We start from the raw sequence: 26,982 nt of genomic DNA on the forward strand, positions 1-26,982 counted from the left end.
TATTCTAAACGCCTACCGGCTTTTAATCTCTACCGGAACTGCCACCTCGGCCACATCACCCTCTAGCGCTGCCGGGGCCGGCTTAACCTTGGTGTTGGTTTCATCAACCAGCATTATCTTCTTCGCCCCCAACACATTCGACAAAAAGCGGTCGTTGAGGCGCTGGCGATAGCCAAACTCCTCTGGGGTCATAACGGTGTAGTTAATCTCTCGACCCAACTCTTGTTCCATCTCGGTAACCAACTTGGACACGCGAGATCGATTAAGGTCGCCCATTAAAAAGAGGTCGATGTTTACGCTAGGGTCACGAACAAAACTGCCGGTTTCAAAAGCCAGCTGCACCTTACCGGTGGCACGAAGCTTTTTAATTAGGTCATTATCTTGCTGAGCGTCATGTAGATCTGGCTCATCTAGCGTTACGTTGGTAAAAATAGCGCGCAGCGGGGCGTAAAACTGATAGTCTTGGTCGACCTCGTAGTAGAGCTTGTTGTTGTTACCCTCACTGCGAATGATGCCAATTGCCAGCAGATTAGATAGTTCGCGGCGGACCGAGTTAATCTGCTCGTCAACCTTACGAGTGATTTCGCGAACATAGTACGGCCGATTGGGGTTGTTATAAAACAGGCTGAGCAACTTGACGCGCGTCTTTGAGCCAAACAAACTTTCGAACACTTAAACCTCTTCGTTAATCTACCGCCTTACTAAAAAGCATTATATCTTATTGCTCACCCCACGGGAACCATCTTTGCACACAAAAGTACCTCAACCAATGTATTCAATTTAATTTAGATCTAAGATTAGTTCAGTTTAGTGCAGTAATAAGGTGGCGAGGCCTAAAAAGACAAAGAAGCCGCAGACGTCGGTGGCGGTGGTAATAAAGATGGTCGCCGAGGAGGCCGGGTCTTTGCGGAGCGCCTTCATTATCATCGGGATAGCGGCTCCAAATAGACCGGCAATTAGCAGGTTGGCCACCATCGCGACAGCCAGTACCAAACCCAGCATTGGGTTGTGATTGAACAAGATTGCTACCGCCGCCACAATAATACCGTTGATAATACCGTTGATGGTACCGGCGATCATCTCGTTGCTAATAAACCGCCAGCCGGTGCGCAGGTCGATTTCGCGCAAAGTTAATCCGCGAATAGCCACCGCCAGGGTTTGAGTACCGGCGTTACCACCCATACCGGCCACAATTGGCATGTAAACCGCCAGCAACACAAACTTGTCGAGAGTGGCCTCAAACAAGCCCACCACCGAGGCCGCCAAAAAAGCGGTGCCTAGGTTAATAATTAGCCACTTATAGCGATACTTAACCTTGGTTAAAGCGCTATCGTAGGCATCCTCTTCGCGAGTAACACCGGCAAACTTGTACAGACCGCCGGGGCCCCGATCGTGAATTAAAGGAATAATATCATCGGTATTAATGACACCGAGCACCGCGCGATCATCGTCAACCACCGCCAGTTTGTCGTGAGGGTGCCGTAAAAATGACTGCACCACCTTGTGCTCAGGGCTGTTGTAAGGCAAGGTTGAGATCTTTTTTATCTTTGGCAGAACATGCTGGGAGGGCCTTGCCCGAATCAGCTCAAACCCTGGCAGCTCCCCCAGCAAGTGACCGTCGTCAACCACCAATATGGTCGGGAACTTACCGGTGGCATGCTCCTCGCGCTCCAGGATCTTAGAAACATCGGCAAACCGGCTGTTTTCAGGAATGACGATGTAGTTAAGATTCATTAAGCCGGCGGCAGCTCTTGGGTTAAAGCGCAGTAGGTACTCTACCTTATCGCGAGCATTGACGTTGAGTTTTTCGAGGATGTGCTCCGCCCGCTTAACATCAACCCGGCGCATCAGCCTGGCCGACTGCTGCGGATCAAGGTAGTTTAAGATGTCGATCAGCTCCTGGTCGTTAATGCGCGACATGATGTAGCGCTGCACCTTAGGGCTGAGGCTCAATAGCGCCATGCCCTGATCGGCCTGCGGTATACGTCGAAACAGGTCTAAGCGGTTGCGGCGAGAGTATGATAACTCTCGCTTAATTGATTCGTGCGGTTGTTGGCTCGGTTGGCTCATATAAGTTTTGGTGCCCACTCTCTCTTGGAATAATATTACCGCTTATGGTTAGGCGTGTCTACTTTATGGGCAGTCTACTGGGGTCGGGCGGCGGCGCTGCTGGCAGCCGCTCGCTCAATGGTGTCATCAAGTGGCTCAAGCGACTGAACGCCTTGCGAACGCTTAAGCGCCGCCAAAATCAGAGCATCAGCAAAGTCCGGATTCTTGGGCAAGACCGGGCCATGCAAATAGGTGCCGTAAACGTTGTTAACCACCGCCCCCTCATTGCCGCTCGTGCCATCATTACCAAAACCGCGCACCACCGAGCCAAACGCCACCTGACCCTCTTCGAGCAAGGTTCGACCACTATGGTTTTCAAAACCCTCCAGTCGCCCAAAGGTGGTATCGATACTGACATTGCCTATCATCCGTTGCGTGCTGCCAATGGTGCGAGCCTGGAACAGCGCAATCCCGGGTATGGTCTCCCCCTCTAGGGTGGTAAAGCCACGCCCAAACAGCTGGTAAGTACCGCAAATGGCTAGCATTGGGACTCCGTCGGCAGCGGCCGCGTGCAAGGCCTTGGCGTGGCGCTGTAGGTCTTTGCCAACCGCAATCTGGCCACGATCCTGACCACCACCACCAAAGATGAGGTCGGCGCGCTTAATATCGATCTTGTCGCCCACTCCGGCCCTCACCACCTCAACCTGATACCCGCGCCATTCCAGGCGCTTGGTTAGGGTAATGATATTGCCACGATCGCCATAAATGTTCAGCTCCTCCGGGTAAAGATGAAGGATGGTGACCGATTTTTTAGCTACCTTACTCATTCCCACACCCCCGATAATTTAACCCTGCGCCCCAGTTTTTTACGCGACTCTAGCATCGCGGTGTAGGTCGGTACAATGTAGCCGGTGCCGTTTTCGGGAAGTTGATCAATAAATTGGTTCAATGCCTTAGAAAGTTGGTGATGATTATGGCGAACCGGCATATCGGCGTACTTTAAACGCAGAGCCATGTCATCGGCGCGTAAACCAGCCACGTCAATTACATGACTTTGGGCGGTAAGCTCCTCAAACGCCACATCCCACAGCCACGAAATGTCCCGCCCATCGGCAAAGTTATCGTTGATAATAAATAGAATATTTTGTTGTTTATTTTTCAACAAAAAGGTATGGATTATTTGGTTAAAGCCGGTTGGATTCTTAACTAGCAGCAAATAAAGCTGCTTGGTGCCAACACTTAGAACCTCAACCCGACCAAAAGCGGCCTGGACTCGCGACAACGATTCAAGTGCGGAATCGATTGCCACCCCAAAGCCCTGAGCCACCACCGTAGCGGCCAAAGCATTGTATATATTGTATAGCCCAGGCAGAAATATCTTGGCTTGATGGCAATCGTCGGTATCGCTCAATCTAACCTGAAAACTAGCGCTACGGTCGTTGAGTTTAATCTTATTTGCGTCTAGCGAGGGCTGGGGGCGACCAAAGTGACCAGCCGGGCAACGGTAGTGGCCGATGTGGCCAAAAAAGGCCTTGTTATAATCCAATGCGCGACCGCATACAGGGCAGGTATTTGAATCTGCGGTAACATCGTGCGCCAATTTTGTTGTAGGAACCTCATCGATTCCAAAGTAAACAACCGACTGATCCTTTGGGGCATACTGCGCCAGGCTGGCAACCAGCGGATCGTCAGCATTGAGGTAAAGTTGAGCCTCCGTGGCAGCAATTCCCTTTCCAATTAGCTTGGCAGTGGTATCAAGCTCGCCGTAACGATCAAGCTGATCACGAAAAAGATTGAGCACCACAATCGCGCGGGGCTGCAGCATCGCCGCCACCGCCGGCATGGCGGCCTCATCAACTTCGAACAACCCAACCGTGTCTTTGTAATGCCCCGAAACAGAAATGTGTTCAATTAAGGCCGAAACAATGCCGCGACTCAGGTTGGAGCCGGCCCGATTGGCAACCAGCGACTCCCCGCTGTCGCTAAGCACCTTAGCCAACATCTTACTGGTGGTGGTTTTACCATTGGTACCGGTCACGATAATGCTGCCTCGAGGGATGCGACTGGCGAGCTTGGTGCCAATCTGGGGATCTAGCTTTTCGGCCACTAAACCAGGTAGAGCCGAGCCGCCGCCGCGTCCGACCAATCGACTCAGATTGAGCAGGGTTTTAGCAATAAGGACGGTTAGGGTGATTGGCATACCGCTATTCATAACCTCATTATACCGCTTGCGCTAGGAATTCCGACACCTGTACCTCGGCTTCGGTTTGATTATGCGCCCACCGGATGTCCGAATTACGCTTAAACCAGGTCATCTGGCGCTTAGCGTAGCGCTTGGTGTCTTTAACGGTGTCATCAATCGCCTGCTCAACTGTCATCTGGCCCGCTGCGACGGCGGCAAAGCTACGATAACCAATACCGGTCATTGCCTCACTGTCTGGCTGGTAGCGCTTTAGCAGTGCTTCAACCTCATTGAGCAAGCCATGTTCAACCATCTGGTTAACTCGCGTGGCGATGCGGGCCTCCAGCTCAACCATATCAATACTCATTCCAAGGATTAAGGTGTTTGGGCGCAGCTCCTGTTTCGTAGGCGGCTGACCATTAGCCTCGATTGCCCGAATCAACCGGCGAGGATTATGCCAGTCGCTATGGTTCAGCGATATACCGAGATCTTCAGCCCGAGCCTGCAGCTCGGCCAGACTTAAAGCCACCAGCGCAGGATTTGGCTGGGCCGCCCGGCCGCTCTTAAACGAGTAGTTATAAATTACCGAATCAACATACAGGCCGGTTCCGCCAACCATAATTGGCAGCTTGCCGCGAGCCTGAATGTTGGCGATGGCCTGATTCGCTTGCTCCTGGAAATCGGCTGCCGAAAAGGGCTGGTCCGGATCAACCACATCCAAAAGATGATGCCGTATCTGCTTCTGCTCGGCAGCGGCTGGTTTAGCGGTGCCAATATCCATACCGCGGTAGATAGTCCGGGAGTCGGCGGCGATAATTTCGCCATTAAAGCGCTGGGCGAACTGCATGGCCAGAGCGCTCTTGCCGCTAGCGGTCGGGCCGACAACAACCACGAGGGAGGTCGGACCCTTGGCTAGGTCGGACCCTTGGCTAGGTCGGACCCTCACTGTGGCCACCATAGCAGCGCGTCAACATCAACCTTGTAGTCGTCGCTTACCGCCACGCCATCGGCTTCTAAGTCGCGCCGATGAGCCTCACGGCCACCGCTGGTGTAGCCGCCGGCTAGTCCTCCCTGCTTGTTTACCACTCGCTGCCACGGTAGCTCGGGCGGACCCCAGTGCGCCACCTGCCCCACCACCCTAGCGGCCCGCGGGCTGCCACATAGCGCCGCAATCTGGCCGTAGGTCATTACTCTACCCTTGGGTATGCGAGCTACAAGTTCATATACCGACTGAGCAAATTCAGCCCCAAGCTGCTCAGAGCTCATTAAATACCTTTAGACGGCGCTGGCAATCATCATCCATGACATGCTCGTTAAACAGCTGCTGATTATGCCAGTCTTGATGATTTATGGGTTTATTTGGGTTGGTAATAGTAATCACGCCATACTCCACTCCGCCAACCTCGCCTTCAGCACGAACGTCAAGGCGGCCAGAGTGGACATACATCAACTTATCGCCAGTTACCTCAACCACTAAGATATGGTGCGGAATGTTAACATTACGACCATCCATAACTATTTGATCGCCAGGCCGTATTTTATTGACCGTTGGGACAACCTCATTGGCGGCTAAACTAGTAAGAATTCGGACACCTGCTAAGCGAACCGGCTGGTTACCCCAAAACTCTTGAATTTTAGCCAGCGAAACATGCTCGGGCTGGCTCTGCAGCAAGTCTTCGGTAATATGTGGCGGATGTGTATAGGCAGGGTTAAAAAAGTCTTTGAGTAATGCGGTACGGTCCTTGTATAAATAGTCCGCCAGATTAAGGCCCTGGTCTTGCAGATACTCATCAAAAACATGAAAAATAAAGCCGGAACAATCAACTCCCAAGCGAATTGAGGCCATGAACTGACGATAATCGTTGCCGGTTTTTAGGTGACCTTTGGCCTGACCGATATGCTGCTCCAAGGCTTCCTGGATTTCATCTGGCGAGCCCTTACCGTTATACAGCCCCCTCACCGGATGCTCGCCTTGGTGGCTCGGCACCTCGTCACGCCAATACGGCGTCCAAAACTCTACCCCGCCCTCAGAAAGCTTATAGCGGTTGGCGATCTCGATTAGTTTACGCGAATCAATCACCCCAGCAACTCCTCAACTTCACGCCAGGTCCGGGCTCTGGTCGCCCCCTCGGGCAGATCTTTGTCTCCGTTCCATTCATAGCTACCAAAGGCAATCCCCCGAATACCGGCCGCGATGCAGTCGGCCAAGTAAACCGGGCTATCATCAATCATGGTTTCGGCCCCAATTTCGTTGCAGACCACCGACTTGCGGCGATCGCCAGCGTAGTTAACCTTTTCGAAAACATCCGGCATAAACCGATCGATCCAGGGCTGCGTATATGGAGCAAAATCAGCACTGCGGCCGGTCACAATCATTAAGCGATAACGCTCCTTGAGCCGACTTAAGGACTCAACCGCACCGTCGATTGGCTGCGTCGCAAGTGCCTCATCGGTCGACAGGTAATCAAAAATCCACTGCTCAGCTTGCTTGCGACTATGGTTCCAGCCGTGCTTGGGGGTGCCCACCTTTTGAGCAAAATGAATATCGTGAACTGTAATGAAATCTTCATGAGTCTGGTTGTAAGCATCAACCATTTCGTGAACATGGGTCACCAAGGTGTCATCGAAATCGATTGCTATAATCGGCTTACTCACAGAGTGCTCTCCGCCGAGCGACTGTTAATTTCGGCCTGCAGTTTAGTTACAAAATCATTAAATGACAGCGAAACCTCTCGGTCGCCAAGATCGGCTCGGAGGCGTGGGTTGAGTTGGTCGCTTTCAACCTCCTTTTCGCCCACCACAACCGTATACGGAACCTTCATCAGGCTGGCGCTGCGAATCTTTTTACCAACCGACTCGCTACTCAGATCAAGCTCCGCCCGAATACCGGCTTGCTTGAGCTGCTGTTTCCACTGCTGGGCCTTATCGACTATCTTTTCGGAATCATTAACGGTGATAAGGCGAACCTGCTCCGGCGCCAACCAAGTCGGGAAGTTACCGGCAAAGTGTTCGATGAGGATAGCCATAAATCTTTCGTATGAACCAAGGATGGCACGATGAACCATTATCGGAGTCTTTTCTTGGCCATCGCTGTCTACGTAGGTTAAGCCAAACCGCTTAGGCATGGCAAAATCAATCTGAATGGTCGAAAGCTGACGTTCATTGCCCAGCGCGTCCTTAAACATAAAATCAAGTTTAGGACCGTACAGGGCTGCCTCCCCCTCCATCCGCTGCGCATTCAACTTTAGGTCATCCGAAACCTGCTGCAACAGCTCTTCGGCCCGATTCCAATCAGCGTCCTCTCCGATATATGACTCCATATCCTGAGGATCACGAACCGATAACGAAACCCAGTGATCACCGTACATACCCAAATCGGTGTAGAAACGCTTAATTATTTCGGCAATCAACTTGGCCTCATCCTTAATTTGGTCAACAGTACAAAAAGTGTGTCCGTCATCCACGGTGATAGCCCGTACTCGAGTTAATCCACCTATCTCACCCGGCTTCTCATCACGATACTGCATGGTTGACTCCATGTAGCGAACCGGCAGGTCGCGGTAGCTCTTTGGGGTTGAGGCATACAGCTGAGTATGGTGCGGGCAGTTAACCGGCTTGAGAATAAAGTCCTGATATTTACCCTTAACGTGGAGCAACTCGTCCTTAAACTTGTCCGCATGGCCAGATGTTTTATACAGATCAAGCTTAGCTATATGAGGAATGGTTACCTCTTGCACGTCAAAGTCGTGGCTAGCATCCGCCAAGGCTCTTTTAAGCTCGTTGCGCATAGCAGTACCTCGAGGCGTCCACAATGGAAGACCGGAACCAACCAAGTTTGAAAAGGTAAACAAATCCAGCTGCTTGCCGAGCTTGCGATGGTCGCGCTTTTCGGCCTCGGCCAGTTGTTCAAGGTAGTTGTTCAAATCTTCTTTGGTCGCAAAGGCCACGCCATAAATGCGCTGGAGCTGCGGATTTTTTTCGTCGCCGCGCCAGTAAGCACCAGAAACTTTGGTTAACTTAAAGACGCCGGCCTGACCGGTATCTTCCAGATGCGGTCCGCGACACAAATCAACAAAATCGCCGGTTTTGTATAACGATACCGTTGTAACTTTTTCAGCACTTTCGGCACCCAACTGCTCGCGGTCAATGTCCTTTGCGACGGTGGTGCCATGCTTTTTGAGGTCGCTCAAAAGCTCTACTTTAAATGGCTGTTCAGCCTGTTTGAACAACGAAATAGCTTCATTTAGACCAACCTCTTGTCGCTCGAACACCATTTTTTGTTTAATGATTTCTTGCATCTTTTTGGTAACCGCTTTAAGGTCATCCGGGCTTAATGTTTTATCAATATCTACATCGTAATAAAAGCCATTATCGATAACCGGGCCAACGCCAAACTTGGCCTTTGGGTAAAGCTGCTGCAAGGCCGCCGCCATAATATGAGCCATCGAGTGGCGCATAACGTGCAGCTGATAGGTTGAATTTTCTGATTTTTTTTGAGCCATACTCGGTTACCTCTTTACTAAAATAACAAAAAACACGCTATTGCTAGCGCGTTTGGACCCCAAATTGCGCGAGGGCGGTTCCACCAAACTTCCCTGCCGGTGCAGGACTCTTAGGAGCCGATGTACGTCACCGACAAACGGAGCTACGGGGCGGTTAACTCCCGCTGCGCTCTATTCAACTCTCAATGAGGTTATTATACCTCGTTATCTCGAGAACCTTCAAGTGTCTTAAACGCTTCTGCCTCCAAGTCTCCAACCGGCTTGCCTGCCACTGCATCTTCAAGCGCCTGCACCTCAGCTGCATTTGCAAGTTTATGAAAATCAGCATTGGCCTGCTCAACCCTATCAGCGTGGGTGACCCTCTTTGTTTCTTCGGCCGACTTAAAGGATGGCTCCCCAACCTTATCGAGACCAGGAGCTTCGTTTGGTTCACCTATAAACATGTTTGCCCTCTCTTATTGTATTGAATAATAGCATGGTGGATCTGACAGGATTCGAACCTGTGACCTCTTGAATGTGAATCAAGCGCTCTAACCAGCTGAGCTACAGATCCGTATAAGTACTGGTGGGCCCTACAGGACTCGAACCTGTGACCTCTTCAACGTCAATGAAGCGCTCTAGCCAGCTGAGCTAAGGGCCCACGTACCAAGAGAATATAGCTGATTTGGACGGTTTTTTCAATCTCATAATAGCTTGGCGCAGTTGATGCCTCCGCAGTGAGCGTGATAGCGAACGCAGGAGCCATCAACGGAGCCATGTCGCTTTATGCAACCCGCCAAAAATGTAATCCGCTTACGCTTGCTGTTACAAGGTCCCCCACGGTAAGCTTTGTACAAGACGCCAAAGTGGGGATTCAGCTATGTTAACGCAGTCGATTGCCGACAAGATTCACTCAAAGGTAGCCGGTCTAGTTGGCCAGCCGCTGTCGGTGACCGATGTTAACGGCACCATTTTGGCCACCAGCGACCCGCGCGTAGACGAGAGTGCCGACATTCAGGCCATACCCTGGGCTATCGGCTTGGCACACGATAACTCAACCATTGGCTATGTGGTTTTATCGCGAGAGATGCCCAATCATCAAGAGATTGCGCCACTCATACAATCAATATCCGAACTTATCCTCCATCAATCCCTATTAATAGAGCGGCTGCCTCACCAAGAGGAGCGGCTGGACAAGTTTATTTACGACTTGGTTACCGGATCATTAACCGACTTTGCGACCATATCGGCCGAGGCTAGACTGTTTGATATTGATTTTGAGCTCCCCCGCCTCGCGCTGGTCGTCAACGTTGACGACCCAGTGTTGACCGGCGAGATCCGCGACATCAGCGATCGCGAGTTGCGAATTAGTCGCTACAAGTTCGGCCTCAACCGTGGCCTTAACTCCTACTACACCGCCACCACCAGCAACGTTGTGGCTTATTTGGGCCACAACAGCTTTTGCATCTTAAAGGAGTTGGGCGAAGAAGACATGACCACCTCGCTCGAACGATTTAAGCGCTCAACCGGCACGCTGTACGGCATTTTAAAGGGTGAAATAAAGCAGCCCATCACCATTGGAGTTGGCAACTACCATCCTGGGATCGAGGGCTTGCGCCAAAGTTATGATGAGGCGCTATCGGCCATCGAGTTGGGCTCTCAAAACTGGGATGACAACCGAGTATACCACATTGATGACTTTGGAGTGGTCGCGCCACTGCTTTCGGGAGTGGATGAGTCAAACAGCTACTTTAGCCGCGAGCTACTCGACAAGCTCAGCACCCACGAGCATGTGAACGAGACTTTAGAAAGCTTTTTTAGTAACAACATGGCCCTTACTCAAACCGCCAACGAGCTTGGTATTCACCGTAACACCCTGGTCTACCGTCTCGAACGCATTACCGAGGCACTCGACTTGGATCCGCGGGTGTTCGAAGACGCCGTTCAGATTAAGCTGGCCATGTTGTTTGCTAGATTTGTGGAGCAGAATCAAAAATGAAGCTAACTCCCAAAATCAGCAACGAGATTGTGAGCCGGGCCCAGTTGGTTTTGGGTCGACGGATTTTGGTTACCGACCAGCAGGGCCGCTTAATGGCGGGAAACACCGCCGGTTTGCCAGTTAAGGGCGCCATTCTTGATGGACTAAGGGCCTGTCAGGAGGGCAAGGTGATCCGCGGCAGCGTTGGCGAAACCAGCGTGTCTTGGTGCCCTTTTGTGTACGAGCAGCAGACCATCGGTGCCTTTGGCGTGATCGAAGAGGACGTGCAGGTTACCCCGGAGGCACTTAGCTTACTGCAGGGACTCACCGAGGTGGTAACCCATCAGCACTTTTTGTTAGAAAGAGTGCAGCCGTCTGGCGGCGTGCAGGCCAAGTTCTTGCGCGAGCTGCTCACTTCAACCCAAATCGACACCAATGAGCGCTATCGTCAAGCCGATATCCTGCAGCTTAATATTCGCGCTCCTCAAGCTGTAATGCTGGTGCGAGTTGGGGGCCTTGAGCCTACTAGTAAAAATGGCGACTCAAATCAAACCGACGAGCTAACCCCTAACGGCCAGATTGCCGAGATTATCACCACCATCCAGGCTCTGTTTGACGATGAGCCAGATAATGTAGTGGCCTATTTGGGCGATGAGGTTTTTGTGGTGCTAAAGGGTATTGGCGGCAGTGGCCTCAACACCCGCAACACCACCCGCTTTTTAAAGGATAAGGGCGCCTACCTGCATCGTAGCCTGGCGCAAAAGTTACCCAGCAATCGCGTTACCATTGGGGTTGGTCAGTACTACCCCGACCTAGGAGGACTGCGCAAAAGCTATCAGGAGTCAAAGTTGGCTCTAAGCGTAGGATCGCGAGTTTGGGGCGAAGGCCAGCTGTATCACATCCGCCAGGTTGGCATGTTTGTCACCTTGGCTAATACCGCCTACGAGCACAAGGCTGAGTTGGCGCATCAAATCCTCCACCCACTCTTACGCGACGAGCAGCTTTATAAAACGGTGCGGTTGTTTTTAGAAAACGGTTTGAACCTCACCAACGCGGCCCAAAAGCTGCATGTTCACCGCAATACTTTAATCTACCGACTCGATAAAGTAAGCCGCTTAATTGGCCTTGACCCGCGCAAGTTTGAGGATGCCCTGCAAATCAAACTTGGCTTAATGTTCTATCAAGATTCAGAGCTACCAGCCACCAATAGCTCTAATTAAAGACCCGGGTACTGCCTTCTTACAAAAACCAACTGCCATACTTGCAATTTTTTGTAAAAGTTGTAATTTGACATTTTTGTTAATAAAAACTATCCTTATAGGCAGTTTGGGCGGTCTCACAAAGTGGATCGCTAAATTTATTGGGCTTTAACCCATATTAATGAGGAGAGTTTAAATATGAGTCGCTACTCCAACCTTGACTCTTACGCCTTGTTTTACGAAAAAATTGAGGGCGGTAACCCCCATACCGTTTCGAACACCAACACCGGCAACCGAGCCACGTCCGGCGTCCCTACCCTACCAAAAGAGCAGCTAGCTGAACTCAGCCGCGACATAAATCAACCAATTGTTGAGACCCCCGACACCAACCCACACACCTCGCAGCAATAGCCGGCTGACTTAGCCGGTTTTATTGTGGCTTGCTTGTTCGCCTTTTGTTCGGTATAATAGATGTGGGGATACTTCTAAGCAGGAGGAGTTGTTATGAAGCAGCAGCTTACAACATCAAGGCATAAGTTAAGAGTTTATCAGCTAAGTCGACAGCTAGAGGACGATATTCATGAGTTGATCAAACAACTCCCCGCTTCGGAGTTCTATGGCCTCGGAGATGAGCTGAGGCGTGGTAGCGCTACGGTCGCCCATTACATCAGCGAGGCCGATCAGCGCTACAGCTACAGCCTTAAAGTCGAAACCCTCAATCTAGCTCGAACCGCCATTCGCCAGGTCAGAGAGCTGCTAAGCCAGTACCAAAAAGAGTCCTTTGGGAGCACTGCCGAGATACGCAAGCAGTACCAGGCTCTTAGCCAGCAGCTATGGGCCCTGATAGCCCACTACCGCCGCCGGCAGCAGGAGCGACAGAGCCGGGCTCGAATTAAGGCGGCCGACGCACTAGCTTTTGCCCGCAGCTAAAGCCATGGGGATTGAGCGACTGCTATCCCAGCAGCCGGTGCACGGAAGGATTATCTATATCGACATGGACTCCTTTTTTGCCTCGGTTGAACAGCAAGTAAACCCGGATTTGCGGGGTAAGCCGGTCGCGATCTGCCCCTTTCTACATAATGCCACCTCGGTTATAGCCGCTTCGATCGAAGCTAAGCGACTTGGCGTCCGCACCGGTACACCGGTTCGAATGGCTAAGCAGCTATGCCCCGGTCTAGTCTTGCTCGCCGACACCCCCACTAGCTACCGCCAATTCCATAGCGCCATCATGGCCGAGCTAGCCGAAACCCGCTGCCAGGTAGAGGTGCGAAGCATCGATGAGGCCGCTCTAACCGTGCCGTATGACTTGGTACCAACTGCTCCTAAGGTTGCCCATGAGGTGCAAGAGCGCATATTTAAGGTTGGCAGCCAGCTAAGCTGCTCCGTCGGAATAGCCAGCAACCGCTTTTTAGCTAAAATGGCCACCAAGCTACACAAACCCGGAGGCATTGCCGAGCTAAGACCGGAAGACCTGCCAGTCTACTATGAGCTGCTAGAGCTAACCGATCTATACGGCATCTCCTGGCGGATGGAGCGACGGCTTAACCGACTAGGGATTACCACCCCGCAAGGCTTCTACCAAGCCTCCCACCAGCTGCTAGAGCAGGCTTTCGGTATTGAGGGAACTCGCTGGTATCTACGACTGCGCGGCTATGAGGTTGATGGGCGCCAAACCAAGCGCGGTATGATTGGCCACCAAACCACCATAACCCCTGAACCGGCCACCGAATATGACCAGATAGCGCTAGTGGCCAGTCAGCTTTGCCATCGGGCCTCCTATCGCCTACGGCTAGCCGGACTAGCGGCGCGCTGTCTGTCGGTTGGTTTGCGCTATAGCGACCGTAGCAAGCAATATCGTCGCTACTACACCCACTATCCGTTCTGGGATGCAGACAGCTGCGTCAGGCACGCCAGCAAGCTCCTTAAAGACATACCCCTAGATCAACCGGTGCGCCTGGTAGACGTAAGCTTATCCCGGCTCTCGCCTCAAGCCGATCTAACTCTGTCTCTATTCCCCGAAAAAACCCCGTTTAAGCAGATAAGCTCGGTGGTTGATCAAATCAATGGGCGCTGGGGGCGAGGCACCATTAAGCCGGCCCTGCATCTGGGTAGCCAGCAGGCTCGAGACCGAATTGGCTTTGGTAACGCCCACCAGATGGCCTCAGAAAAGACCCTACAGACTTAAGGGCCGAGTCCGTAATGGACCCGACCCCTTAATAGCTCACGCTTACTGGTATTGCTTGAGCAAGCGTGAGCTTTCGGCCAGGAATTCGAAACAGCGCGCAATCGACAGGGTGTCTTGCTCATCACCAGAGCGTAGCCTCGACTGGGCGTCCCAGCATAGCTGCGGGTAGATATCGAGTAGCTCTTGAAGCCGATAGACCCGATCAGCATCCAGGCCACCAGTCACACCCCAGCCAAAATCGAGGCCCGAATCAACCTCGGCTTCAAGTACCGACACCGCTTCGACTAGGTCAAAAGAAATGCCCTCGCCCCCGCTCGGATCAAACAGCACGTAGTCAACAAGCCCCTCGTAAGGCTTAAGCCGTTGGATTAGGCGCGCAGGAGAGCCTCCTGCTTCACGATAAGCAAAGCGGCTTACCTGAAGAATCAGATTGGGTTGGGGGTAAACCTGCCTAAACTCAGTCAGCTGACCAGGCTCAGGCCAGCTAATGTTGAGCTGAATACCCTGAGCTCGAGGAATGAACTGCATTATCTGATTCAGCTGCTGGCAAAGCCGAGGATCTCGGCTATTAAAGTGAACCACGTTGAAGAACCGATCGTCACTCACCATTAGATCTGCGACCTGGCTGATCTGGGGGTATTGGGCCGGATTGCTTGGTGGCTCACCTACAAGTGTCTTCCGACTAACCAGAGGTCCATTCATGAACCAAACCGATTCTGGCCACCTCACTAGGCGCAAAATCTCTTGCAGCTTATAAATTTCTTCAATGCTGGTTGTAGCTGCGATTCCAACGTACTGGTGTCTAGGCTCTGTCATGGTTCCTCCGGGTGTGATAACCGGACATATTCATGGTAACGAGTTGCGACAACAGATGATAGCCACAGATGTGGTCATGCCGCTCCCGCACCCAACAGGAGTGACGAGTACTTTTCCCCATGCTAAAAGAGTTTTCCACTTGTGATTTTAATAGTCACATGACAACATATTGTCATGGATTTGAAAAAAGTCTTTACAGCCTTAGCCCCCTCGCCTACAATACTTCTTGTGGTAAGGAAGCTCTCGGTTGAACTTAAGTTTAAGTTCGTACAGCCGAGAGCACTTTTTATTTGGTTTAACCTAATTAAAACCAAGATGGAGGCCTGAGAATGAAGTGCCCCTACTGTCGTGCCGAGACTACCGATGTTTATAACAGTCGCCCGACCAAATTTGGTACTCAGATTTGGCGACGTAGGCGATGCTTGAGCTGTCATGAGTCATTTACTACTTATGAAGCAGCTGATTTAGGATTTATGAAGGTAATGAAAAAAAGTGGAAAGCGCGAGCGCTACTCTCGCGCCAAGCTGTTTAGTGGTATTTATGGGGCGTTTTTAGAGATTAGTGGTAAGCAAAATGTGGTTGATGCGGTAACCGATACGGTTGAGTCTCGCATTCTAGACACCAAGAAAGAAGAGATCCACACCGATCAAATTGCCCAGATAGTGCTTGCTACCCTAAAGCACTACAATATGGCCGCGTTTATGCGTTACCTGGCCAACCAGGCGGATGTGGTAAATGAAGCGCAGTTACGGCGGGAATTAAAGAAGTACTAATAATATCTACCCACCGGGTTTTGGGAGTGGGTAAAATCAATTTTTAACCTGAGCTTACGTGTGGGTTAGTTTTTTGAATTTGGTAAATTTTGCAAAATGTTAGCAAATTTTCCAATTATGCAAATTTCAAATATGTACCCAAAAAGTAAGACCGCTTTGGGGGCGGTCTTACAGATAGATCAACGACATCTAAAACAAATTAGCTGTTTTTAGCGCCCTCTCCTGGGGGTGTGCTTTCGGCGCCGCCAGCCTTACCTTCTGGCTCCTTGCGAGTTGGCTCGTCATCTTCGGTAACAACCTCTTCCTCGCCCTCTTCGACCGCGCCCTCAGGCATTTCGGCCTGCTCGTCAATCTCAGCATCCAGCTCCTCAAGCTCCTCGTCGCTACGAGGTGGCTCAACCTTAGCAACCAGCTCTTCGGGGGCGGTTAAAACCTCTACCCCAGCTGGGATCTTAAGGTCGGCCACGGTAATACTCTTATCAAAATCATCTAACACCGAGATGTCATACTCAATTGATTCGGGCAAGTCACCTGGCAATGCCTCGACCTCAATCGATTCCAGTGGGCGGACCAAACTACCCTCCTGCTGGTAGACCGCGGTTGACTCGCCGATCATATGCAGCGGAATCTCGGTCTTAATCTTTTCATCCATCTTAACTAGGTAAAAATCGGCGTGTAAGATTCGGCCGCTAGGGGCATCAATCTGTACATCATGGAACAAAGCGTTTTTTTGGCGAGCATCATCAATCTTAACTCCAATAATTTGGTTACCACCGGCCCGAGCGTAGGCCCGTGACAGATCGCGAGTGTTAATGGTGATACTTTGAGTGTCGCTACCGTGGCCATAAATAACGGCTGGAGTTTGACCCTGTTGGCGCAACTGGTTAACAGATTTGCCGCGCTGCTCCCGGGTGGTAGCAGTTAGCACAATCTTATCGGTTGTAGCGGTCGAAGACATAGAAAATTCCTATTTAATAGTAATTAAACCTGGGTGGAGCGAAAGCCGCCGCGACGCTTAGAGATTAGCCGATGAAACTCGGCGATTTCTTCAGCTCTAATCTCACCCATGGTGGCAAACTTGGCCTCCTCGGCTTGACGCAGATCGGTTTTAGACCGACCCCCGGCCTGACCAATTGGCACCGCCGTCAAAACCGGTAGTGAGCATTCGTGACAGTTAAGCTGAACAAAACCGTAACGATTTAAATCTCCCAGGTAGTTAATGTCGTCCAAGTGGTAGCTGGTATCACAGGAGGGGCACTTGTAGAACTCTTGCAGGTACTTAATGACATCTTGTAAATGTTTACGACTCATGGGTAGACCCCCTCTTACACCCCCTATTATACCGCAATCAGGACGAACCTGACCATTTTATTGCAACGGCTGGCGATGTCGTCCAATTCTAATCAGGCTAGCAATTAACACCACCACAACCACCAACAGCACCAGCAGAGCCACTAGTTTATGAAACCGTTCTGACATTAAGGCAATTACGCCAAATAGACCGGCCAACAGATACAGGGCGATAACCGCCAGGCGCTGCGACAACCCGGCTTGCAGCAGCAGGTGGTGCAGGTGCTCACGGTCGGCTGTAAAGGGATGGACCCCCTTACGAATTCGCCGAATAGCCGCCCACAGCGCATCAATAATGGTAAAACCAAGCACCAGCAAAATGGTGGCTAGCTTGCCGCCGGAGTAAATGGCCAGCATGGCCAGCATCAACCCCAGAAAATAAGACCCTGAGTCCCCCATAAAAATTTTGGCGGGATAAAAGTTGAATGGCAGAAAGCCCAGCGTTGAACCGGCCAGCAAAAAGGCCAGTAGAGCGACCAGCGGCTGATCAACCTGTGGGGTCAGCGATAGAGCGGCAATCACCAGGGCGGCGATACCGGACACTCCACTAGCCAAGCCATCGAGACCATCTAAGAAGTTGATGACGTTGACCATACCGACCATCCACAAAATACTCAACAGGTTGGCAACCGGTGTAATGTGAAACTGGAAGCCGATCAACTCAACCGCAAACCGACCGTAGGTTAGATCAATGGTTCCTCCGAGCGGGTTAGAGATGGCGGTAATACCAATGCCGCCGGCCAAGGCGATACAGGCTGCCAGCGTTTGCCAGCCCAATCTGGCCCAGGGGCTAAGACCCTTAACGTCATCGATCGCCCCCACCACTGCTAAAACGGTGGCGGCTAATAAAAGCGCGCCAAGCTGTCGTCCAAAAGGCAAAAACAAGGTGGCCGTAATTAAAAAGGAGCCAAATATGGCCAATCCACCCAGATACGGGATCGGCTTAACATGAATTTTACGATCACCCGGATAGGCCAGAATGCCGCGCTGCAGCGCAAACTGACGCACCAGCGGCGTAAGTGCCAGCGACAACAAAAAACTAGCAACAAAGGCTAAGAAGTAAATCATTTCCGCCGACTCTTAGGGGTTACTTGGAAGGCCAGGTATTTGCCGAGCATCAATCGGGTTTGAGCATCAATCGCGGCGGTGGCGCTAAAAGCAATCGAAACCACCGGCACCAGCACCCATTGCAGTAACAAAAACAAGCGACGGCTGCTGCGGTAGCGGGCCGGACGTGGCGGTAGCGAGATCATGCTAATGGCCACCATGATAATCAACCCAACTAGAGCTATGTTCTGCAAGTTGCTGGCAATCACCGGTAGCTGATGAGCCAGCTCTTGGCGGCTGAACCGCTCATTTAAAAACAGCGGCAACCAAGCGCCAAAGGTCACAATTAACGCGGTGGTCGACCAGGCAATGTGCCCTTCGAGTAAGCGAAAAACGTGGACCGACTTGTTCCAAAAACCAATCCGACTGTTAATTAAGCAGTGGCGTACCACATAAGGAAAGTCGGAGATGCCATAGGCCCAGCGGCGCAGCTGCTTGTACTGCGCCACAAAGGTCTTGGGATAGGTCTCGGCCAGTACCGCGTCCTGAAACACCGGAGTGTACATTGGTACCACCTGATGGTCGCCGTCAAAGGCCAGCCAGCTGCGCCAGTACTGATGGCCGTCTTCAACCGGAGTCGAAACGCTCCAAAAATCGGTATCCAACAGCGCTCGCAAACCCTGGGCATGGGCCGAAAAGTTACGCAAACGGTGCGGGCGCATGGTCTCAATTAGGTGCCAAAAAGAGTTGTTGGTGGCAATAATTCGCATCGGAGCCGGGGCGTCCCAAATGTTGTTGTAGAACATTGGAACCGGTTGAAAGCTTTTGCGGCTGCGGTTTGGATCAATGCAGTAAAGATAGGTTAAGACCGAGAAGTACTGACGACTGGCGCGGTGGTCGGAATCAAAGGTGGTTACCACCACTCGCTCCGGGTCTAGCCCCTGGCCTTGGAGCTGCTCGGCTAGTTGACGACCGGCGTTGGTAATGTTGCCGCCCTTGCCGATCACCTCACCGGCAATACCGTCGGGATGCTCAATCGCCACGCACAGCCCAAAACGGTCGGCGTAGCGATCGGCTAGCTCCCGCGCTACCTGCTTGGTCTCCTCTGGCCCCCGCTCCTCGTATGCAATCGCTAGCATAATCTTCTTAGCGGGATAATCAACATCAAATAAAGCCTTAACCGATGGCTCAATAATATCGCGCGCCTCATTATAAACAGCCATAATAACCACGTGGTAAATTGAATCGGGATCAAGCGTAGCCGTTTGGCGCCCCTGAATATCGCGCAAGGTTTGAATCTGATTATGCAGCTCCAAATAGCGCTGGCGGTACTGGCTGTTACTGCCAAAACTTTGCCATCGGCTGGCGGCGCTAGGGTGAGTTCGCAATAAATCGCGCATCCGGCGCTCTGCCTTTGCCAGATATTCGTCGGGGTGGCGCAACCAGTCCACTCGTTCCGACCAGTCGGTTCGCTCAACCTTGCCCATAGTGCGGTAACCCAAGATCAAATATGAGCTGTAACGAAAAGCCCGTAGTAGCCAGAACAGGTAAAAAGCAATAATGCCATAAACCACCACCATTGGCGCAAAAATACTTAGAACAACCGGTAAAACCAGTAGCAACCAGGTGGTTACGCCAGGCAGAATCTCAAGCGCACGGATAAACCAGCGCCGGTCAACCAGCGGCTGATACCGAACGCTCGGTTTGGTTGATTTTTTAAAGCTTGAATCGGTCGCCGAGCTACTCATACTACCGCAATAAAGGCCGAGCTAATTACCAAACACAGCACCGCAACCGCCGCCGCGCCAATCAACAAAAAGAAGCTGGCTAGCCGGTTGCGCCCAAAGGCTTTGGCCGCTAGAGCGGTGTTTAAGATTGTTACCGCCACCGCAAACAAGCCCAGACGGTAGTTCTGGTACCACGGCCCCATCTGGTCAAAGCCGACAAAACTGAGATAATGAACCGGCACCGGATAGTCCACCTGGCGTAGCTTGGCCGCCACCAAAACCAGGTTGGCGATGTTGACTCCCGCCGCAACCAGCAGGGCGGTTAGCGACACTGGATCGGCCAGAATTGGATGTTGGCGAAGATGGTTGGGGTGTAACCGTGATAAAAAGGATGTTACAGGCATGCTTGCATTATACTAGAAAAACCACCACTTTTTTGGTTAAATACCAAGGTGTTGCCCGCCGACACCATCGGCCGATGTAGCTCAGTTGGTAGAGCAATGCTTTCGTAAAGCAGAGGTCAGCGGTTCAAATCCGCTCATCGGCTCCATTTAATAAGGTCATGCGGGTATAGTTCATCGGTAGAACGCGACCTTCCCAAGGTTGAGAGAGGGGTTCGACTCCCCTTACCCGCTCCAGTAATTATTTAATAAAGCGGAACGAATTTATAAAGCCTTCTGTATCGATAGGTTCTGATTGAGAGCCGATTGAATTTATTACATACCGCTTCCCATTATAAATCGCGATGACTGCCGTGCCTGTCCCTTGTTCTTGGTGGTTAATATCAACGCGCTTAGCCGGCTGACCATCTAGCTTAACATCAGAGACCGAACCCACGGTTAACCCAGCGAGGGTCAGCCCTTCAATGGCTGAGGCATATTGTTGCTCCTGGGTCAGTGTGGCATCGAGATTGCCATCGACCATCACCCCGGTGCTATACAGCGGCCCATTATTAACTCCATATTTAGCCTGCTGATACATCTCACTACTCTGGACTGATGGTTTACCCGGAAACTTGGCACAAAAACTATCTTGCTTATAGCAGTGTTCTTTCCAAGACAACGAAGGCTTTTCTCCTATCATTGGATTTGCTAAGCCGGTAGCTGGCAGGAATATATTAATGACACTCAACTTCATAAAGACGTAGGCAAGCCACAGTCCAAAAATAATTCCGAGCATCACCTTTGGTTTATTATCTGCAATGGTCATGCCGCAAATAATAACACTTTTTTTGTATTTTACAATATTAAAAGCGGCTTAAGCCCACTTATCAGCTCCAGGAATTATACCTACACCAATGCCTTTGCTCGCCCAGAACTCTGATTAACCAGCTTTTTATCAAATGTCCAAACCGGCAGGGCGCCCTGCAGCTCAGCGTAATTCATAAGGCAGCAATCCAAGAATGATAAGGCGGGATGGTCTAAATACTCGGTGATTGCTCGGCGGAACATGATGCGGTTACAGTTAAAAACCGGCTCATCAACTACCTTATTGAGATTATCAGCCACCGTCTCTCGTGGAAGCTCATAAAACTTCTCCAGCGCGAAGGCAAGCTCCACAATAATTGCATCTGGAATCTGCAGCTCCGGCGAACGCACCAACAGCGCGTCGATTTTAGCGGTTCGATCTACGTCACGGTCAAGCAACCAGTCTAGGAGCACATTCGTATCTAACACCTTAAACCGACCCTTTTACCTGTGCAGTATACCCCGCCCCGCTAACATACTCCTTGTGAGCAGTCTTGGCTTTTGCGAGAGCCTGCTTGTTGGCGGCCCGCAGCTCTTGAATGGTCTGCTCGCGGCCAACTACATACTCTCCGTATCGATTTCGAGTAAACGAAACCAACATACCTGGTTTAATACCAAGATGATCGCGAATATCCTTCGGAATAGTGGTCGTACCCTTGTCGGTGAGTATGGTTTTATATGTCATGGTATGAATTATACATTTAATTCATACCAAATGTCAAGGGCTGTTACGCTGGTCTAGCCTTCTTCATCTTGCGCCGCTCGTGGCGCTCAGCCAGCATATCAAACTCAAACTGACTGGCAATTAGATCCTTGGCCTCCTCCAGTGTCATATAAAATAGCTGCGGATCCTCATACGGATTAGCCCTTAAATCTTTGATTTTCTTACCACGAGATCTACTCATACTCTCTTCCCCATCCATTAGTTACTGACCTCAGTATTGCAAGATAGGGCTCAATGCAACATGGCGGTTGTTACAAACCTCGCCATGTTAGTTATGTTAGTTTTAGCAGTTTGCGCTAATGCCTATTGCGCCTGCAAATAATCTTTATAAATGTAGCCGTTTTTACCCTGGTAAGTGATGCCTTGCCAGGTTGAGTTGGCGTCGTCACGGAGCTGCACCACGGTACCGGCCTCCAGGTTGGTAACGATTGCCGTAGTCGTACTCTTACCCGCCCGCACATTAACATAAGACACCGTAATAGCGGTCTTGGCGGCCGGCGCCACAGCTGGTGCCGGAGCGGCTTTAGGCGCCGCTGCCACTGGCTGAGGCTCAACCTTGGTCGGCTGAGTGGCGGTGGGCGTTGGGTCGGGGTCTGGGGCGGGAGTCGATGGCTGGCCCTGGAGCCAGCTTCGGACCGGATCAATAATTACGCTGGGTGCCAACTGCATCCAAGTAACGCCGGCGGCGCACAGCAAGGTAATGGCGCTTACGGTGATCCACTGCTTAACGGCGTTGGGTTGAGTTTGATGCATGGCTCTACTTTTGGTACATGGTCAAATAGAGGTACACTCCCCCAAAGACCAGACCCCCTAAGATGATCAAAAGCAAAATAAACCGAATAAAAGCACCCCAAAAACGCTTGCGACTGCTCTGCACCTTAACCACATCAACCGCTTCGCCGGCAACCAAGTCATCTGGTTGAGGCGCAATTGGCTGTACCGGTGGCGCCTCAGGTGGCTTAACCGGAGCTGGCTCCTCTTTGCGCGGCTTCACCTCGGGTTGAGGTTTTTTAACGGCAGCTGGTGCCGGGGTTGGCTCGGTTGGCGCCGCAATAGCCGACTTGCCGTGTTGGCGCAGGTCGATCACATGAGCGCTCGAAGCCGGTGTGGCATCCAGCCCCTTACGAGTACCGCTCTTTACCGTGGCCGCTCGCTTCTTGCCTCTAACTGGTTTATCTGGCTCCATTAGCTCCATTTTATACCCTGCCCCCACACTATTCAACTTATGGTTAATGTTTTGGGTAGTTTTTGTGTTCAGCCCACCTGATAGTCATTGCCAAAGTAGTCCAAAACTGCTACTATAAGCCAGTTCTTTTGGCGTGGGCTCGTGGTGTAGAGGCCTAACATGCCTCCCTGTCACGGAGGAGATCGCCGGTTCGAATCCGGTCGGGCCCGCCATTGCAATTATAAGTGTTTTGTGGTATAGTAATTAATCCTAATTCTGTAAAGACTCTACAGGAAGAACCTACCATGTCAGGAATCACCCCGGCACACACCAAGCGTTGGCTCGAAGAGCGGGCTTGGTGGAGCGCCAACTGGCGTAGCTGCCTTGCCACTCTCGACTCCGAGCGAGCCCTCACGTTCGTAAAGATGCATTACGGCCTAGATGACAATGGTCAGCCGAGTGCTGATCGCCAGGGATCTACGCTCAAATACCTTGGGGTCTCGTACAACTGTTCGCCCGAGAGAGTGAAGATGCAGATCAATGAGACAAAAAACCTCCTTCAGTCGCCGCTCGAGCCACAAAGCTACGTGGTAATGCGAATGCCTCGCCGCTTCAACCCACCGGTAAAGAACTTGCCGCTTTCTCAACGGCTACTCAACAGACTGGCAGAAAGGATTGGCACCCTCAATGAGCTGCTGGCTCTTACGGAGGAAGATATCCTCAAGATCCCCAGCGTGGGTGATCACCTGCTAAAGGAGCTGACTGAGTACCTCGAGGCTCGCGGCCTCAAGCTGGCTCAGCCAGTCTCGTGACTCCCAGCGCCTCGTGCGCAGCAAAAGCTCTACGGAGAGATTCCGTACCAGCCCGCTGCGTGCGGGGCGCTTTTGCTATTCTGGTGCGGAAAAGTTCTAACCTCATCCGATACGACCCATCATTGCAATTATTTAATATTTATGTTATAATATAACAATCTTTTCAAGTGTACCTGGTGCGTAAGCACTCAACTAAAGGAGCAGCCATGCCCAGCCCATTCATGGCAGATATGGGAACCGGTCCGGTGTACGGTGCGGATGAGGACAACGCGGCCACCAACATCAAGACCCTCATCGCCGACTGCGGGCTAGAGGGTGCCTCATGCGTACGTGATGCCTCGGGTGACTGCGACGGTCGCTTCACCTTCGTGATCTATCGGCCCGACGCTGGTCTCTGCGCGGTCGTGGACATGCCGGGACTCCAGCTCGAGAAGGTTCGGCGCATGGGAGACGACAACGTGGTCGGCTTCCCACGGCTCTACGTCAATGGCGGGAGCTGGATCTGGATGTACGCGGTCGACATCATCAAGATGTCGCTCGAACCGACTGAAGACGACTAGGAGCAGATCGATGAACACCCTCGTGCATATCGTGTTGGGCGTCTTCCTACTGGCGACAGGCGGAGGGCTTCTCTGGCTTGCCAGGTGGGGCTACCGCAGCTACCTCAAGGAAGCGCCGCGTGGCTACTACCACATGCTGAACCAGATGACGGTTCTCATCGTCGGAGCCTGCTTCAGTTTTACGGCGGCGATCATCTTGTTCGCCACCATCTAACCCCCATGGGTTTTCATGAAGTTTTATGAAGGCCCCTCTGGGGGTTTCTTCGTAGTATGTATGCAGAGAGACCGGCGGAGGCTTTTCATTTGTATTTATAAGAGTTTTATGCTATAAGTATGTACTTGTGGCCTCTATAAGAGGAGGCTTGTTCGACCAGGAGGTCAAAACAACATGCCAAGCACCATTTCGCTGGGGCTGACGCCATCGCTCGTACGCATGGCTCAGAAGGTTCTGGAGGCCTATAAGGCCGACTACCTCGATAGGGAGGGTCATGAGGATGCCTACTTCGAAACCGCCGAACACACGGTGAAGCATCTGATCCCCAACCTGCACGCAGCCATCCGCTTCGTCAACGAGCTGTGCGAAGCCGGCTACGGCCTGATCGTGCCGGATAGGGAGGACCAAGAGGCGCTACTCCCCACGCTCGCTGCTTGGCACCAGGAAGGTAGCTCATTCAAGCCGCTCGATCTGCTCGAGTTCATCCGTGGCGTCGCCCGGGCGCACATCTGGGATCAGCTACGCAACGAGGCCAATGCGATCCGAGTTCAGCGCGGTGAGTGCCCGGCCGGCTAGCCCCAAGCAGCAAGGAAATCCCTGCCGTTTGGGGCTCTTTCCTTTTTTATGCATTTGACCTTATCCCCTCACCCTCTCATTATCTAGACATGGAGAATAAAGAGCTACGGACCGAACTGCTAGCGATGCGTAAAGCCGATCAATCTTTGCGCCTGCAGTGGCCAGACAAGCACAATGACCCTAAGTGGGTTGAGCGGGTCAAAGAGCTTGATCACCTACACACAACGCGAATGAAGCAGATTGTCGAGCAAAATGGCTGGCCGACAGTCTCTATGGTCGACAAGGATGGCTCTGAGGCGGCTTGGTTGTTGGTTCAGCATGCCGATCATGACCTGGAGTTTCAGCTTACTTGCCTGGATTTGATGGGAAAAAAGGCCAATGATGTTGACCCGATTAACATCGCTTACCTCACCGATCGCACCTTAGTAAGCCGAGGCAAGCCCCAAATCTATGGCACCCAGTTTTACCGACCAAGCGGCAAGGGCAAGCATATCCCGCAACCGATTCAAGATCCTGAGCTTGTTGATGAGCGCCGTGCTGAGCTTGGTCTGCATACGCTTAAGGAGTATTCGCAAGTTATCAACCGAGAATAAGCCGTCTCTGGCTATTGCAATTATTTCATTTTTATTATATAATAAATAATCTTTCGTCCTACAATAGGGAGTAAAGCAATGACTACCTTCAGTAAGGTCAAAGACGTACTAGAGCAGGCCAACACCGACTGCGAGCGGCTCCGCCTGGAGGCAGATGCCCGCCTTCAGGGAGCGCAAGATGCTGAGGGCTATAGAGCAAAGCTGGTTGAACGCGCACAGATAGTCGCCGCTCTCGGCAAAAAGGTTGAACCGCTCCTCGGAAACTCTCCTGCGGAGCTGGACCTCTACCACCGCATACTCACGTTGGCGGGCACAGCAGAACATGCCCTCAAGGAGTATGAACAAGATCAGAGCGGGACTTTGGGGTTGGGCGTAATCCTCCACTATCGGGACGATACCACGAACGACCCAAATCGCCTGGAGCGTCTAGTAGAGCTCGCGGGCAAGTTGTCCTAATCACCGCCACCATACGGACCCCCATCTAGTCCTCATGCAGTACGGAAAATCCCTGCTGTATGGGGGCTTTTTCGTATTTTGTTATACTGCATTTATGTCAAACCGGTTAGAAAAATACTTTTATAAAAATAAGGGGCGCCAAATATATAAATGGGTTCATTATTTTGATATCTACGATCGGTATTTTAAGCAGTTTCGTAAACGACCAGTTACGGTTGTGGAGTTTGGGGTGCTTCATGGTGGCTCACTGCAAATGTGGAAAAAATATTTTGGGCGCAAGGCACGCATAATTGGAGTAGATATAAACCCCGGATGCAAGCAGTTTGAAGAAAAGCAGATTGAAATTTTTACCGGCGACCAGGCAAGTCGCAGCTTTTTACGAAAGCTTCGCAAAGAAATTGGACCAATTGACGTAATCATTGATGACGGCGGTCACACAATGAAGCAGCAGATTACAACCTTTGAAGAAATGTGGCCAGCTATGAGCGATGGCGGTGTTTACTTAATAGAGGATCTCCACACCAGCTACTGGAAGCTATATGGGGGTGGCTACCACAAGCGCGGTACTTTTATTGAATTTGCCAAAGATCTTATCGATCAATTAAACGCTTGGCATAGCCGAGACAAAAAACGGTTTAAAGTAAATAAGTATACCAAGAGCATAAAGGCGATTCATACGTATTCAAGCGTAATGGTTTTTGAAAAAGCCAACATTACTCGACCTTACGATGAGCAAAGAGGCCATGAAAGCGATATTGAGTTTTCTTACCTCGGCTTTAGCAAATAGCCACCTACTGCACCGGGTCTTTCTACCCGTTGAACATATTGACAATAAACATACAATTATT

Annotated in this window: 34 protein-coding genes and 5 tRNA genes; 16 read left to right on the forward strand and 23 right to left on the reverse strand. The window is 51.4% G+C overall.

Annotated features, from left to right (window positions below; translation table 11 throughout):
• Positions 1-12: 12 nt before the first annotated feature.
• The 12 genes from EPO04_02560 to EPO04_02615 form a co-directional block, all read right to left on the reverse strand.
• Entirely contained in the window at positions 13-672 is a 660-nt protein-coding gene (locus tag EPO04_02560) for a transcriptional regulator (GenBank protein ID TAK88967.1), read from the reverse strand.
• Between the two features lie 135 nt (positions 673-807).
• Complete coding sequence (locus EPO04_02565; protein ID TAK88968.1) at positions 808-2,070, reverse strand: magnesium transporter; 1,263 nt, start codon at positions 2,068-2,070, stop codon at positions 808-810.
• Between the two features lie 74 nt (positions 2,071-2,144).
• Complete coding sequence (locus tag EPO04_02570) at positions 2,145-2,876, reverse strand: glutamine amidotransferase (GenBank protein ID TAK88969.1); 732 nt, start codon at positions 2,874-2,876, stop codon at positions 2,145-2,147.
• Positions 2,873-4,261 (reverse strand): DUF1727 domain-containing protein, encoded by a 1,389-nt coding sequence (locus EPO04_02575; protein ID TAK88970.1) that lies wholly within the window; start codon positions 4,259-4,261, stop codon positions 2,873-2,875. The genes EPO04_02570 and EPO04_02575 overlap by 4 nt, the downstream gene beginning before the upstream one ends.
• A 7-nt stretch (positions 4,262-4,268) precedes the next feature.
• Positions 4,269-5,189 carry a tRNA (adenosine(37)-N6)-dimethylallyltransferase MiaA gene (gene miaA / locus EPO04_02580; protein TAK88971.1) on the reverse strand — a complete coding sequence of 307 codons (921 nt, stop codon included), beginning with the start codon at positions 5,187-5,189 and terminating at the stop codon, positions 4,269-4,271.
• Positions 5,174-5,497 (reverse strand): cysteine methyltransferase, encoded by a 324-nt coding sequence (locus tag EPO04_02585; protein ID TAK88972.1) that lies wholly within the window; start codon positions 5,495-5,497, stop codon positions 5,174-5,176. The genes miaA and EPO04_02585 overlap by 16 nt, the downstream gene beginning before the upstream one ends.
• Complete coding sequence (locus EPO04_02590) at positions 5,487-6,311, reverse strand: hypothetical protein (protein ID TAK88973.1); 825 nt, start codon at positions 6,309-6,311, stop codon at positions 5,487-5,489. Before EPO04_02590 ends, EPO04_02585 begins: the two co-directional genes overlap by 11 nt.
• Positions 6,308-6,886 (reverse strand): hypothetical protein, encoded by a 579-nt coding sequence (locus tag EPO04_02595; GenBank protein ID TAK88974.1) that lies wholly within the window; start codon positions 6,884-6,886, stop codon positions 6,308-6,310. Before EPO04_02595 ends, EPO04_02590 begins: the two co-directional genes overlap by 4 nt.
• Positions 6,883-8,733: a threonine--tRNA ligase gene (gene thrS, locus EPO04_02600; GenBank protein TAK88975.1), complete on the reverse strand. Its 1,851-nt coding sequence runs from the start codon at positions 8,731-8,733 to the stop codon at positions 6,883-6,885. Before thrS ends, EPO04_02595 begins: the two co-directional genes overlap by 4 nt.
• Before the next feature lie 194 nt (positions 8,734-8,927).
• The gene (locus EPO04_02605; protein ID TAK88976.1) at positions 8,928-9,176 is read right to left on the reverse strand and encodes a hypothetical protein; all 249 of its coding nucleotides are present in this window, start codon (positions 9,174-9,176) and stop codon (positions 8,928-8,930) included.
• A gap of 33 nt (positions 9,177-9,209) precedes the next feature.
• A tRNA-Val gene (locus EPO04_02610) sits at positions 9,210-9,286 on the reverse strand.
• Positions 9,287-9,296: 10 nt separating this feature from the next.
• Positions 9,297-9,373: transfer RNA gene (locus EPO04_02615), tRNA-Val, on the reverse strand.
• Between the two features lie 219 nt (positions 9,374-9,592).
• On the opposite strand from EPO04_02615, the gene EPO04_02620 reads away from it, so the two are divergent.
• From EPO04_02620 to EPO04_02640, 5 genes are all read left to right on the forward strand, one after another.
• The gene (locus EPO04_02620) at positions 9,593-10,711 is read left to right on the forward strand and encodes a hypothetical protein (GenBank protein ID TAK88977.1); all 1,119 of its coding nucleotides are present in this window, start codon (positions 9,593-9,595) and stop codon (positions 10,709-10,711) included.
• Positions 10,708-11,910, forward strand: coding sequence for a hypothetical protein (locus EPO04_02625; GenBank protein ID TAK88978.1), 1,203 nt, complete (start codon positions 10,708-10,710; stop codon positions 11,908-11,910). Before EPO04_02620 ends, EPO04_02625 begins: the two co-directional genes overlap by 4 nt.
• 177 nt (positions 11,911-12,087) lie before the next feature.
• Positions 12,088-12,300: a hypothetical protein gene (locus tag EPO04_02630; protein TAK88979.1), complete on the forward strand. Its 213-nt coding sequence runs from the start codon at positions 12,088-12,090 to the stop codon at positions 12,298-12,300.
• 93 nt (positions 12,301-12,393) lie between these two features.
• Positions 12,394-12,819: a four helix bundle protein gene (locus EPO04_02635; GenBank protein TAK88980.1), complete on the forward strand. Its 426-nt coding sequence runs from the start codon at positions 12,394-12,396 to the stop codon at positions 12,817-12,819.
• Positions 12,820-12,823: 4 nt separating this feature from the next.
• Positions 12,824-14,074 (forward strand): DNA polymerase IV, encoded by a 1,251-nt coding sequence (locus EPO04_02640; GenBank protein ID TAK88981.1) that lies wholly within the window; start codon positions 12,824-12,826, stop codon positions 14,072-14,074.
• Positions 14,075-14,116: 42 nt separating this feature from the next.
• On the opposite strand, the gene EPO04_02645 is transcribed toward EPO04_02640, so the two are convergent.
• Positions 14,117-14,890: a hypothetical protein gene (locus EPO04_02645; GenBank protein ID TAK88982.1), complete on the reverse strand. Its 774-nt coding sequence runs from the start codon at positions 14,888-14,890 to the stop codon at positions 14,117-14,119.
• 329 nt (positions 14,891-15,219) lie between these two features.
• On the opposite strand from EPO04_02645, the gene nrdR reads away from it, so the two are divergent.
• A complete protein-coding gene (nrdR, locus tag EPO04_02650) occupies positions 15,220-15,663 on the forward strand; it encodes a transcriptional repressor NrdR (protein TAK88983.1) in 444 nt (147 codons plus the stop codon).
• A gap of 199 nt (positions 15,664-15,862) precedes the next feature.
• Here the strand turns inward: nrdR and EPO04_02655 are convergent, their stop codons facing one another.
• Genes EPO04_02655 through EPO04_02675 form a run of 5 tightly spaced genes read right to left on the reverse strand, consistent with a single transcriptional unit; the run spans position 15,863 to position 20,191 of the window.
• Positions 15,863-16,621 (reverse strand): 50S ribosomal protein L25, encoded by a 759-nt coding sequence (locus tag EPO04_02655; GenBank protein TAK88984.1) that lies wholly within the window; start codon positions 16,619-16,621, stop codon positions 15,863-15,865.
• Between the two features lie 23 nt (positions 16,622-16,644).
• Positions 16,645-16,974, reverse strand: a complete 330-nt coding sequence (locus tag EPO04_02660; protein TAK88985.1) for a hypothetical protein — start codon at positions 16,972-16,974, stop codon at positions 16,645-16,647.
• 57 nt (positions 16,975-17,031) lie between these two features.
• Positions 17,032-18,081, reverse strand: coding sequence for an undecaprenyl/decaprenyl-phosphate alpha-N-acetylglucosaminyl 1-phosphate transferase (locus EPO04_02665; GenBank protein TAK88986.1), 1,050 nt, complete (start codon positions 18,079-18,081; stop codon positions 17,032-17,034).
• A complete protein-coding gene (locus tag EPO04_02670) occupies positions 18,078-19,808 on the reverse strand; it encodes a hypothetical protein (GenBank protein ID TAK88987.1) in 1,731 nt (576 codons plus the stop codon). The genes EPO04_02665 and EPO04_02670 overlap by 4 nt, the downstream gene beginning before the upstream one ends.
• Positions 19,805-20,191 carry a hypothetical protein gene (locus EPO04_02675; protein ID TAK88988.1) on the reverse strand — a complete coding sequence of 129 codons (387 nt, stop codon included), beginning with the start codon at positions 20,189-20,191 and terminating at the stop codon, positions 19,805-19,807. Before EPO04_02675 ends, EPO04_02670 begins: the two co-directional genes overlap by 4 nt.
• Before the next feature lie 70 nt (positions 20,192-20,261).
• On the opposite strand from EPO04_02675, the gene EPO04_02680 reads away from it, so the two are divergent.
• Together EPO04_02680 and EPO04_02685 are read left to right on the forward strand one after the other, a co-directional pair.
• A tRNA-Thr gene (locus EPO04_02680) sits at positions 20,262-20,337 on the forward strand.
• 14 nt (positions 20,338-20,351) lie between these two features.
• A tRNA-Gly gene (locus EPO04_02685) sits at positions 20,352-20,425 on the forward strand.
• Positions 20,426-20,429: 4 nt separating this feature from the next.
• Here EPO04_02685 and EPO04_02690 read toward each other — a convergent pair.
• The 5 genes from EPO04_02690 to EPO04_02710 form a co-directional block, all read right to left on the reverse strand.
• Positions 20,430-20,996, reverse strand: a complete 567-nt coding sequence (locus tag EPO04_02690) for a hypothetical protein (protein TAK88989.1) — start codon at positions 20,994-20,996, stop codon at positions 20,430-20,432.
• Between the two features lie 80 nt (positions 20,997-21,076).
• Positions 21,077-21,463: a PIN domain-containing protein gene (locus tag EPO04_02695; protein ID TAK88990.1), complete on the reverse strand. Its 387-nt coding sequence runs from the start codon at positions 21,461-21,463 to the stop codon at positions 21,077-21,079.
• Between the two features lies 1 nt (position 21,464).
• Positions 21,465-21,719 carry a hypothetical protein gene (locus EPO04_02700; protein ID TAK88991.1) on the reverse strand — a complete coding sequence of 85 codons (255 nt, stop codon included), beginning with the start codon at positions 21,717-21,719 and terminating at the stop codon, positions 21,465-21,467.
• Between the two features lie 342 nt (positions 21,720-22,061).
• Positions 22,062-22,511: an SH3 domain-containing protein gene (locus EPO04_02705; protein ID TAK88992.1), complete on the reverse strand. Its 450-nt coding sequence runs from the start codon at positions 22,509-22,511 to the stop codon at positions 22,062-22,064.
• Between the two features lie 4 nt (positions 22,512-22,515).
• Positions 22,516-22,944, reverse strand: a complete 429-nt coding sequence (locus tag EPO04_02710; protein ID TAK88993.1) for a hypothetical protein — start codon at positions 22,942-22,944, stop codon at positions 22,516-22,518.
• A gap of 135 nt (positions 22,945-23,079) precedes the next feature.
• On the opposite strand from EPO04_02710, the gene EPO04_02715 reads away from it, so the two are divergent.
• The 8 genes from EPO04_02715 to EPO04_02750 all read left to right on the forward strand — a co-directional run bounded on the left by EPO04_02715 (position 23,080) and on the right by EPO04_02750 (position 26,921).
• Positions 23,080-23,156 (forward strand) — tRNA-Asp (locus tag EPO04_02715).
• Between the two features lie 72 nt (positions 23,157-23,228).
• Positions 23,229-23,735 (forward strand): hypothetical protein, encoded by a 507-nt coding sequence (locus tag EPO04_02720; protein ID TAK88994.1) that lies wholly within the window; start codon positions 23,229-23,231, stop codon positions 23,733-23,735.
• 206 nt (positions 23,736-23,941) lie between these two features.
• The gene (locus tag EPO04_02725) at positions 23,942-24,295 is read left to right on the forward strand and encodes a hypothetical protein (GenBank protein ID TAK88995.1); all 354 of its coding nucleotides are present in this window, start codon (positions 23,942-23,944) and stop codon (positions 24,293-24,295) included.
• A 10-nt stretch (positions 24,296-24,305) separates the two neighbouring features.
• Positions 24,306-24,509, forward strand: coding sequence for a hypothetical protein (locus EPO04_02730; protein ID TAK88996.1), 204 nt, complete (start codon positions 24,306-24,308; stop codon positions 24,507-24,509).
• Positions 24,510-24,683: 174 nt separating this feature from the next.
• Positions 24,684-25,085: a hypothetical protein gene (locus EPO04_02735; protein ID TAK88997.1), complete on the forward strand. Its 402-nt coding sequence runs from the start codon at positions 24,684-24,686 to the stop codon at positions 25,083-25,085.
• 89 nt (positions 25,086-25,174) lie between these two features.
• Positions 25,175-25,678 carry a hypothetical protein gene (locus tag EPO04_02740; protein ID TAK88998.1) on the forward strand — a complete coding sequence of 168 codons (504 nt, stop codon included), beginning with the start codon at positions 25,175-25,177 and terminating at the stop codon, positions 25,676-25,678.
• Positions 25,679-25,756: 78 nt separating this feature from the next.
• Positions 25,757-26,134 (forward strand): hypothetical protein, encoded by a 378-nt coding sequence (locus EPO04_02745; GenBank protein TAK88999.1) that lies wholly within the window; start codon positions 25,757-25,759, stop codon positions 26,132-26,134.
• Positions 26,135-26,168: 34 nt separating this feature from the next.
• The gene (locus EPO04_02750) at positions 26,169-26,921 is read left to right on the forward strand and encodes a class I SAM-dependent methyltransferase (protein TAK89000.1); all 753 of its coding nucleotides are present in this window, start codon (positions 26,169-26,171) and stop codon (positions 26,919-26,921) included.
• Positions 26,922-26,982 lie beyond the last annotated feature (61 nt).

Source organism: Patescibacteria group bacterium, from assembly GCA_004297735.1.
Taxonomy (GTDB): domain Bacteria; phylum Patescibacteriota; class Saccharimonadia; order UBA4664; family SCTI01; genus SCTI01.

Bases quoted from the DNA above. Each gene is read 5' to 3' on its own strand.
- EPO04_02565 (TAK88968.1), bottom strand. From the start codon at position 2,070: ATGAGCCAACCGAGCCAACAACCGCACGAATCAATTAAGCGAGAGTTA.
- EPO04_02570 (TAK88969.1), bottom strand. From the start codon at position 2,876: ATGAGTAAGGTAGCTAAAAAATCGGTCACCATCCTTCATCTTTACCCG.
- EPO04_02575 (TAK88970.1), bottom strand. From the start codon at position 4,261: ATGAATAGCGGTATGCCAATCACCCTAACCGTCCTTATTGCTAAAACC.
- miaA (TAK88971.1), bottom strand. From the start codon at position 5,189: ATGGTGGCCACAGTGAGGGTCCGACCTAGCCAAGGGTCCGACCTAGCC.
- EPO04_02585 (TAK88972.1), bottom strand. From the start codon at position 5,497: ATGAGCTCTGAGCAGCTTGGGGCTGAATTTGCTCAGTCGGTATATGAA.
- thrS (TAK88975.1), bottom strand. From the start codon at position 8,733: ATGGCTCAAAAAAAATCAGAAAATTCAACCTATCAGCTGCACGTTATG.
- EPO04_02605 (TAK88976.1), bottom strand. From the start codon at position 9,176: ATGTTTATAGGTGAACCAAACGAAGCTCCTGGTCTCGATAAGGTTGGG.
- EPO04_02620 (TAK88977.1), top strand. From the start codon at position 9,593: ATGTTAACGCAGTCGATTGCCGACAAGATTCACTCAAAGGTAGCCGGT.
- EPO04_02625 (TAK88978.1), top strand. From the start codon at position 10,708: ATGAAGCTAACTCCCAAAATCAGCAACGAGATTGTGAGCCGGGCCCAG.
- EPO04_02630 (TAK88979.1), top strand. From the start codon at position 12,088: ATGAGTCGCTACTCCAACCTTGACTCTTACGCCTTGTTTTACGAAAAA.
- EPO04_02635 (TAK88980.1), top strand. From the start codon at position 12,394: ATGAAGCAGCAGCTTACAACATCAAGGCATAAGTTAAGAGTTTATCAG.
- EPO04_02640 (TAK88981.1), top strand. From the start codon at position 12,824: ATGGGGATTGAGCGACTGCTATCCCAGCAGCCGGTGCACGGAAGGATT.
- EPO04_02645 (TAK88982.1), bottom strand. From the start codon at position 14,890: ATGACAGAGCCTAGACACCAGTACGTTGGAATCGCAGCTACAACCAGC.
- nrdR (TAK88983.1), top strand. From the start codon at position 15,220: ATGAAGTGCCCCTACTGTCGTGCCGAGACTACCGATGTTTATAACAGT.
- EPO04_02655 (TAK88984.1), bottom strand. From the start codon at position 16,621: ATGTCTTCGACCGCTACAACCGATAAGATTGTGCTAACTGCTACCACC.
- EPO04_02660 (TAK88985.1), bottom strand. From the start codon at position 16,974: ATGAGTCGTAAACATTTACAAGATGTCATTAAGTACCTGCAAGAGTTC.
- EPO04_02665 (TAK88986.1), bottom strand. From the start codon at position 18,081: ATGATTTACTTCTTAGCCTTTGTTGCTAGTTTTTTGTTGTCGCTGGCA.
- EPO04_02670 (TAK88987.1), bottom strand. From the start codon at position 19,808: ATGAGTAGCTCGGCGACCGATTCAAGCTTTAAAAAATCAACCAAACCG.
- EPO04_02675 (TAK88988.1), bottom strand. From the start codon at position 20,191: ATGCCTGTAACATCCTTTTTATCACGGTTACACCCCAACCATCTTCGC.
- EPO04_02690 (TAK88989.1), bottom strand. From the start codon at position 20,996: ATGACCATTGCAGATAATAAACCAAAGGTGATGCTCGGAATTATTTTT.
- EPO04_02700 (TAK88991.1), bottom strand. From the start codon at position 21,719: ATGACATATAAAACCATACTCACCGACAAGGGTACGACCACTATTCCG.
- EPO04_02705 (TAK88992.1), bottom strand. From the start codon at position 22,511: ATGCATCAAACTCAACCCAACGCCGTTAAGCAGTGGATCACCGTAAGC.
- EPO04_02710 (TAK88993.1), bottom strand. From the start codon at position 22,944: ATGGAGCCAGATAAACCAGTTAGAGGCAAGAAGCGAGCGGCCACGGTA.
- EPO04_02720 (TAK88994.1), top strand. From the start codon at position 23,229: ATGTCAGGAATCACCCCGGCACACACCAAGCGTTGGCTCGAAGAGCGG.
- EPO04_02725 (TAK88995.1), top strand. From the start codon at position 23,942: ATGCCCAGCCCATTCATGGCAGATATGGGAACCGGTCCGGTGTACGGT.
- EPO04_02730 (TAK88996.1), top strand. From the start codon at position 24,306: ATGAACACCCTCGTGCATATCGTGTTGGGCGTCTTCCTACTGGCGACA.
- EPO04_02735 (TAK88997.1), top strand. From the start codon at position 24,684: ATGCCAAGCACCATTTCGCTGGGGCTGACGCCATCGCTCGTACGCATG.
- EPO04_02740 (TAK88998.1), top strand. From the start codon at position 25,175: ATGGAGAATAAAGAGCTACGGACCGAACTGCTAGCGATGCGTAAAGCC.
- EPO04_02745 (TAK88999.1), top strand. From the start codon at position 25,757: ATGACTACCTTCAGTAAGGTCAAAGACGTACTAGAGCAGGCCAACACC.
- EPO04_02750 (TAK89000.1), top strand. From the start codon at position 26,169: ATGCAGTACGGAAAATCCCTGCTGTATGGGGGCTTTTTCGTATTTTGT.